The following is a 6,156-nucleotide window of genomic DNA, read 5'->3' as shown; positions in this document are numbered from 1 at the left end:
TTTGCCAGATAATCATCAGCTCCTATTTCCAATCCTGCCACCTTATCATCCACAGAGTCTTTGGCAGAAAGGATGATCACCGGATCTTTCTTATGCATTTTCTTGATCTCCTTCAACAGATCTATCCCATTTCCGTCAGGCAGCATAATATCGAGTAAAATACAGTCATATTCGTAAGAAATAATTTTTTCAGCCCGCCACTGTAATTCTCTGCGTATTCCACAATGAAATGCTCTGCTTCCAGAAATTTCTGTACGGTATCTTTCAGTTCGGGTTCATCTTCTATTATTAAAATCTTCATATTTCTGGATCTATTTACTCTGCTGCATGGTTAACTTATATCAAATATAGAAATTAAAAACTGGAAGATTGAGGTGGAAGCCGGAAGTTATTCAGGCTCCATCAATCTATGCAGTTTCATTTAACTTCCGGATTCCTTATTTAACAAAGCGCCGTCTGCATCAAAGACAAGATACAGACCATTCATCAAATGAATTTTGTAAGCATTGTATTTTTTCAATAGAATCAATGATGCTGCAGGGATGATTCCTTGTCATAAATGAAACTATATTCTTTCTGAGCAGAAGAAATCTTTCTTCCGTTATTGTTTATTATATTCCAGTTGACCATAATATTAAAATTTAGTGTGTTAGTGTTAATCATCAATTTTTTTGAAGTTCCGTTCCTGTCGAACTCAAGCTCAAGCCCGTTGGACAGTTCGGCTTTATAAGACCATCTTTTCTTTTCTATTTTGGTGATGTAAGTATTCGGAAAGTTCTTCGTACTGTAATTTCTGATTGATACAGGAATAAAACCATATGGAATTTTCTGGTGCTTGCCATCTACTTCTTTCCAGTTTCCGCTGCCGTCGAACTCCATTTTCATTCCATTGGTCAGATATACTTTGTATTCATCCACTCCATAGATCTCCCTGTCTTCTATGGCTGAGTTTACAGGTATGCCTTTGAAATGGGCAGCAAGAAAGTTTTTTGCTGTTTTTGGCAATTGGTTGGGAGAGATTGCTCTATCCTGTGCAGCAATAAAACTTCCCATCAATAAAAACATGATCATCAATACCCCTGTGATTTTCTTTACATTTTCCATACTATTACATTTTTGTTGTTATTCTGGAGCAAAGTTCATCATCAATTTGGGAAAGAATTGGGAAAATTATTCCGATAAAAAAATAAATAGTTTGATGATTAAGTTTAGCTTCAGATTTTCACGGATGATCACAGATGGTTGGATTGATTCTTAGAGAACATTCAAAAACAAAAAAGCCACTAAGATGATCTTAATGGCTTTTTATACTGTAGACTTTATTGTCTTACCCTTTATAAGTATTCCTTAATCTGCTGAAGATGGGTGATGGCTTTTAATCCTTCTTTCTGCTTATCTTCTTTATATACATCGAAAAAAATAGCGTCCATCCCGAAATCTGTAGCACCCATTGCATCTGCAATCCAGTCGTCACCGATCAGGATACTTTCCTCTTTTCTTGCTTCAGAAAGTCCCAGCGAATATTCAAAAATCCTTGGATTAGGTTTTCTTACCCCTACAGAATCTGCACTGGTAATTGTTTTGAAATAAGGGGCGATTCCGGAAAGGGTACATTTCCTTTCCGTCACCTCCTGAAATCCGTTGGAAATGATGTGTAATGTATAATTCTTGGCTTTCAGATATTCCAGAACATCTTCTGCTCCATCTACCAGTTCATTATAACTCACAATATTATCAAGGAAGTTTTCTTCAAAATAAAGGGCAAGCTCTTTATTATCTATTCCGAAATGTTTAAATGAATCATAAAAACGGTGTTCTCTCAAATACTCTTTGCCAATAATCCCGTCTCTGATCTTTTCCCATAATTCTTCGTTGATATCATGATAAACAGAATGAAATTCTTCAAAGTCAATATGATACTTCGAATTGATTTCCTGTTTTTCAAAAAGGTCTTTGATGGTAAGATAGGCATTTTGCGATGATCCCAGAGCGTATTGTCCAGGTCAAAAAAAACGTGCTGCATTTTCATACAGCACAAAGTTAGTAATTTTAATTTTTCGAGACAGGGTAATTCTTGCTCTTGCTTTTGACAATTTCAAGGCTTTTAGAAAAGTTGAGCAAAAAATCGATTGTTTGTTTCTTAGGTTTCAAAGTTTTCACTTTTAAAGAATCATTTTTTTCATAGGCGAAGTATGTTTTTCTTTAAAACGTGAATTTATTTGAAATATTATTCTACCTGGTCAATATTATATTATTTTCATCCATGATTTTTCTCAGGTTTATCAAAGCATATCTTACTCTGCCTAAAGTTGTATTAATGCTCATCTCCGTATGGTCTGCAATTTCTTTGAAACTCAAACCATCAAAAAACCTCAGTTTGATTACCTCCTGCTGGTTTTGGGGCAGAAACTGTAACATCTTCAGAAGGTCCTCCTGAATCTGGTTGGTCACAAGCTGATCTTCAATATTCTCTGAAGGTTCTCTGATTAAATCAAAGATAGAATACTCATCTGTTTCAAAAGTAGTTTCTGAAACTTTGATATTCTTGGCTTTTGACCTGAAATGATCGATGATTAAATTGTGGGAAATTCTTTTCGCCCAAAGAATAAATTTACCTTCTTCGTTATAGCGCCCTTCTTTTAGCATCACAATAATCTTCATGAATGTATCCTGAAAGATATCGTTGGCTAAATCTTCATCATTAATTTTGTAAAAAATGAATGTAAACAGCTCTCTCTGATGTCGGTGAATGAGGGTTGATAATGCGCCCTCGTCTCCTTTTTGGTAAAGGGAAATTAGTAAACTATCCGATTTTGATTTCATAACTCTTCTCAATATAAATAATTCGCAGACAGGCATTCCTCCAGATATTTCATCTGGCCTTTGCTGTATCAACAAAACAGTTCTAGAGTAGAGTCTATTCTATAGGCGGTACAAATTATTATGATGTAAATATAATAATTTTTTAATAACTGTTAACCTATTATTAAATTTTATAGAGAAAAATCTAAAAAAAATCATTTAAACATGTCATGAATAAACACGGTAGGGATATTTAATGTAAAATTAATATTAAGCCCTTTCATCTCTTTCCCATTCAATCGGGTATCTCCGATAGGAAAAGCATATCCGCCTGTAAGGTCAAGCATCCCAAATAATGTAACTCCGATCTTGGGAGCAATGTATTTACTGGTTCCTTCAACTCCTGCTAAAAAGTAATATGAGTGATAGAAATCTACATTTTTTTCAAAATTAAGCAGGACATCAGCCTGCAGTTTCGGCATGATGGCAAATTTGGAATCCACAGATCCCATCAATGCAGAACCTCCCAATCTGTATATCACATCATCATTTTTAAGAAAAAGCAATTTACCTCCTACTTCACCAAAACTCTGATTCTGGTAGGTATATCCCACACTGATCATTTTATGCATGGTATATTGAGCTTTAACAGCCGTACTCAGTAAAAACAAAGACAGGATGGCAACTACAGTTCTAAAATTCATCATCTTTTTATATTATAAGGTGTAAAATTAAAAAAAACTGCCTTATCCAAAGATAAAGCAGTTCATTTATTATTGTTTAAAGAGAAATTAAATTCCAAAAGCGGCTTTAATCTCCTCTACTTTGTCAAGTTTCTCCCAGGTGAAGAATTCAAGATCTTTCAATGTAAGCTCGTTTTTATGTCCTTTATTGAACGTTTTATCTGCTACATAATGCTCTTTACCCATATGCCCGTAAGAAGCTGTTTCCTGATAAATAGGATTTCTTAATTTTAAGTTCTGCTCAATAGCATAAGGTCTTAAATCAAAAATAGCAGAAACTTTTTTCGCGATATCTCCATCATGCAGATCTACTTTTGCCGTTCCATAAGTATTGATGTATAAACCACAAGGTTCAGCTACTCCAATGGCATAAGAAACCTGTACCAAAACTTCGTCTGCAACTCCTGCTGCCACTAAGTTTTTAGCAATATGTCTTGTTGCATACGCAGCACTTCTGTCTACTTTAGAAGGGTCTTTTCCAGAGAAGGCACCACCACCGTGAGCTCCTTTACCTCCGTAAGTATCCACGATGATTTTTCTTCCGGTAAGACCGGTATCTCCGTGAGGTCCTCCGATTACAAATTTCCCTGTAGGATTGATATGATATTTGATCTGATCGTTAAATAAAGCTTTGATTTCTTCAGTTTGCTGTGCAACAACTCTTGGAACTAAAATATTTTTGATATCCTCACGGATCTTGTTCAGCATTTCTTCTTCAGTTCCAAAGTCATCATGCTGGGTAGAAACTACGATAGAATCAATTCTGATAGGTTTGTGGTCATCAGAATATTCAATAGTAACCTGGCTTTTCGCATCAGGACGAAGATAAGTGATCTCTTTATTTTCTCTTCTGATGGCAGAAAGTTCTTTCAGGATCGTGTGGGCAAGATCCAGTGCTAGAGGCATATAGTTTGCCGTTTCATTAGTTGCATATCCGAACATCATTCCCTGGTCTCCGGCACCCTGAGCATTTGCTTTAGCTTCGAAAGACTCATCATTTACAGCTCTGTCAACTCCTGGTTGATATCAGGCGACTGTTCATGGATGGCAGAGATCACTCCGCACGAATCTCCATTGAACATATATTCTCCTTTTGTATAACCGATTCCGTTGATTACTTCTCTGGCAATGGTCTGTACATCAAGGTAAGCATCTGATTTTACTTCTCCTGCCAATACCACCTGTCCGGTAGTTACAAGAGTTTCACATGCTACTTTTGAATCTTTATCATATGCTAAGAAATGGTCGATTAATGCATCGGAAATTTGATCGGCAATTTTATCCGGATGTCCTTCTGAAACTGATTCAGATGTAAATAAATAAGACATATAATTCTTTTGTTTTTAAAGATTTAAAATAGTGTTTGCGAAAAATATGAATGAAATTGCCCAGAAAAAAGAATACTGTTTTAGCATTTTTTTATAGAGGTTGCAATCAGGTCAAATTTTTCCTCGTAATAAACGTCAGCAAATTTAAGTACTATTTTCCTAATACTCAAAAATTTTGTTTATTAATTACACTTTTATTTAAATTGATGATTTCTATCACTTTAAGGCATTTCCTGTTACTGAGGCTTAATGCTTACAAATTCTTTCGGACTTTCGTGATAATTCAGTTTAAGTTCCAAAGAACTCTTGATAGAATGTGATAATTCATCAATGATTTTTTGCTTGAAAGTAGGCTTATAATAAATAATACTGATCTCGCGATATGGGAAAGGTTTTTTGAATCTGAAAACATTTTTCTTCTGCTCTTCGGAAAGCTGGCTTAGTGCAAGCTCCGGCAGAATACTGATCCCTCCTACTTTATCCACCATATGCACCAAAGTCTGAATATTGGAAGCTAAAAAGTCTAAATTCTTAGGCTTTAATGTATTTTCTTTCAGGTGGCAGATATTTTCAAACTGATTTCTCAGACAGTTTCCTTCCTCCAGCAGCCATACTTTTTCTACATTCAGATCTTCCGGAATGATGTATGAATTTTTCTTATTGGCTTCTGTGTTGGAACTGTAGATCATCAGCTCTTCGTTGAACAGGAAATCCTGATAAAACTCATCAGCAGTATCATAAGGAGTAGAGATAATTCCCGCATCCAGTTCTCCTGCTTTCAAAGCTTTAATAATATTATCAGTGGTCATTTCTTTTACATTCATCTGGATCTTTGGATTATCCTCCAGGAATTTGAAAATTTCCGTTGGCAGAATGAAAGAAGAAACAGTAGGGATGATCCCCAGATTAATGGTTCCTCCCAGAATATTATTCAAAAGGTTTGCTTTATTCTTCAGCTCATTCACAGACTCGATAATTACTTTTGCCTGATCGATAATCTGAAGGCCAACATCCGTAGTACGAATCGGATGAGTTGTCCTGTCGAAAACCTTCACATCCAGTTCATCCTCAAATTTCTGTATCATGGCACTTAACGTAGGTTGGGTAATAAAACACGCCTGAGCGGCTTTACCAAAATGTTTATACTTATCAACAGCGATAAGATACTCCAGTTGCTGAATGTTCATTTGATTAATATTATCTATTACAAAGATATAACGTTTTTGCTATTAGCAATTAAAAATTCAAGTAAATTTGATATTCACTACCTTTACACTTGGATT

4 protein-coding genes and 3 pseudogenes are annotated in these 6,156 nt (G+C 35.4%); all 7 read right to left on the bottom strand.

The window, feature by feature from the left end; all coding sequences use genetic code 11:
- A pseudogene (locus tag OWR28_RS25305) lies at positions 1–301 on the bottom strand (response regulator transcription factor); the annotation flags it as partial.
- 224 nt (positions 302–525) lie between these two features.
- Positions 526–1,104, bottom strand: a complete 579-nt coding sequence (locus tag OWR28_RS25300) for a PepSY-like domain-containing protein (protein WP_332388988.1) — start codon at positions 1,102–1,104, stop codon at positions 526–528.
- Positions 1,105–1,334: 230 nt separating this feature from the next.
- A pseudogene (locus OWR28_RS25295) lies at positions 1,335–2,029 on the bottom strand (YjjG family noncanonical pyrimidine nucleotidase).
- Positions 2,030–2,232: 203 nt separating this feature from the next.
- The gene (locus OWR28_RS25290) at positions 2,233–2,823 is read right to left on the bottom strand and encodes an RNA polymerase sigma factor (RefSeq protein ID WP_002983793.1); all 591 of its coding nucleotides are present in this window, start codon (positions 2,821–2,823) and stop codon (positions 2,233–2,235) included.
- Positions 2,824–3,017: 194 nt separating this feature from the next.
- Positions 3,018–3,509, bottom strand: coding sequence for a hypothetical protein (locus OWR28_RS25285; RefSeq protein ID WP_332388987.1), 492 nt, complete (start codon positions 3,507–3,509; stop codon positions 3,018–3,020).
- 84 nt (positions 3,510–3,593) lie between these two features.
- A pseudogene (gene metK, locus OWR28_RS25280) lies at positions 3,594–4,873 on the bottom strand (methionine adenosyltransferase).
- A gap of 236 nt (positions 4,874–5,109) precedes the next feature.
- On the bottom strand, positions 5,110–6,060 hold the full coding sequence (locus tag OWR28_RS25275; RefSeq protein WP_193546727.1) for a LysR substrate-binding domain-containing protein: 951 nt from the start codon (positions 6,058–6,060) through the stop codon (positions 5,110–5,112).
- Between the last annotated feature and the right edge of the window lie 96 nt (positions 6,061–6,156).

Origin of the sequence: Chryseobacterium sp. 1B4, assembly GCF_036631475.1 — a bacterium.
Lineage (GTDB): Bacteria > Bacteroidota > Bacteroidia > Flavobacteriales > Weeksellaceae > Chryseobacterium.
This window is presented reverse-complemented; position numbering and strand designations above follow the sequence as displayed.

Excerpts from the sequence above, each read along its gene's own strand:
- OWR28_RS25275 (WP_193546727.1), bottom strand. The coding sequence starts at position 6,060 with ATGAACATTCAGCAACTGGAGTATCTTATCGCTGTTGATAAGTATAAA.
- OWR28_RS25290 (WP_002983793.1), bottom strand. The coding sequence starts at position 2,823 with ATGAAATCAAAATCGGATAGTTTACTAATTTCCCTTTACCAAAAAGGA.
- OWR28_RS25300 (WP_332388988.1), bottom strand. The coding sequence starts at position 1,104 with ATGGAAAATGTAAAGAAAATCACAGGGGTATTGATGATCATGTTTTTA.
- OWR28_RS25285 (WP_332388987.1), bottom strand. The coding sequence starts at position 3,509 with ATGATGAATTTTAGAACTGTAGTTGCCATCCTGTCTTTGTTTTTACTG.